The organism is Bathymodiolus azoricus thioautotrophic gill symbiont, assembly GCF_001298715.1.
In the GTDB taxonomy this organism is placed as follows: Bacteria; Pseudomonadota; Gammaproteobacteria; order PS1; family Pseudothioglobaceae; genus Thiodubiliella.
Genome location: NZ_CDSC02000018.1, coordinates 1 through 1,148 on the forward strand (window position 1 = coordinate 1; position 1,148 = coordinate 1,148).

The 1,148-nt window shown below is 44.1% G+C and carries 2 protein-coding genes; both read right to left on the bottom strand.

Going from position 1 to position 1,148, the window contains the following annotated elements; translation table 11 throughout:
* Nucleotides 1-356 (bottom strand): nucleotidyltransferase substrate binding protein (locus tag BAZSYMA_RS00350; protein WP_090714386.1); only part of this gene is annotated, 356 nt, incomplete at its 3' end.
* On the bottom strand, nucleotides 353-1,148 hold a 796-nt coding region (locus tag BAZSYMA_RS00355), incomplete at its 5' end, for an N-6 DNA methylase (protein WP_195910023.1). The genes BAZSYMA_RS00355 and BAZSYMA_RS00350, both read right to left, overlap by 4 nt.

Below are 1,148 nucleotides of genomic sequence, written 5' to 3' on the forward strand. Positions count from 1 at the left end.
GCTAGACCGAAACCATAATCATGTGCGGTGGAATTACGGTTATCTCGATAAACTAGCCAGCGTTCGACTTCCTCAAGACTTAATAAATCATGATGACCTGCATGCCTAAAAACATCCTTGAAATTGAGCCTAGCAACTGCTTTTGAAGCATGAAAAAATGGTTTTAGCCGCTTTCTTAATAAACTGCCTGATTGCTCCAGTATAATTTCAAATTCTTTAATGATTGCCGAGCGATATAAATCATATTCCAAACTATCAGTATCGACTTGTTGCAATAAATGAAAGGCTTTATCCAAGGTTTGAATACTGCGTTCTAAAAATGACGTGTCGATTGTAAAGGGTAAATCAGCACTCATATTTTCACCTTCGCCAGATTTTCCATAATCCGCTGGTTCAATTCCGCTTCTTCTTTTAACTGCCCTTCAAACTCCGCTTTCAGGCTGTTAAAGCGTTCAGTAAAATCAAAATCATCCTCTTCCACTGCCAAGCCGACATATCGACCTGGGGTGAGCACATAATCCAGTTCTTTGACCCGCTCGATGGGGGCGGCACAACAGAATCCTTTTATGTCTGTATATTTGTCTTCTGTAGGGGCGAACCTATGTGTTCGCCCTTTTTTCGATGGTTGCAGGTTATCAGGGTAGACACATAGGTCTGCCCCTACGGGATTACGCCAGTTGTGGTAGGTATCGGCAATGGTGTTTATATCCTCTGCGGAGAGTTCACGGGTGCGGCGATTGATTAAATGCCCCATATTACGAGCATCTATAAACAGAATTTCATTGCGTCTGTCCCGAAACTTGCCATTGGCACGATTTCGGCTCATAAACCAAAGTGATGCAGGGATTTGGGTATTTAAAAACAGCTTAGCAGGCAGGTTGACAATGCAATCAATTAAACTCGCTTCAACTAGGGCTTTTCTTATCTCACCTTCACCCGATGTTTTAGAGGTCAACGCCCCTTTTGCCAGCACAAAGCCTGCTTGTCCGCTGGGGGCAAGGTGATAGATAAAGTGCTGTATCCATGCATAGTTGGCATTGCCTGTGGGCGGTGTGCCGTATTGCCAGCGTCCATCTTTGCGTAGTAGATCACCGCTCCAGTCACTGACATTAAAGGGTGGATTGGCAATAATATAATCGGCTTTGAGG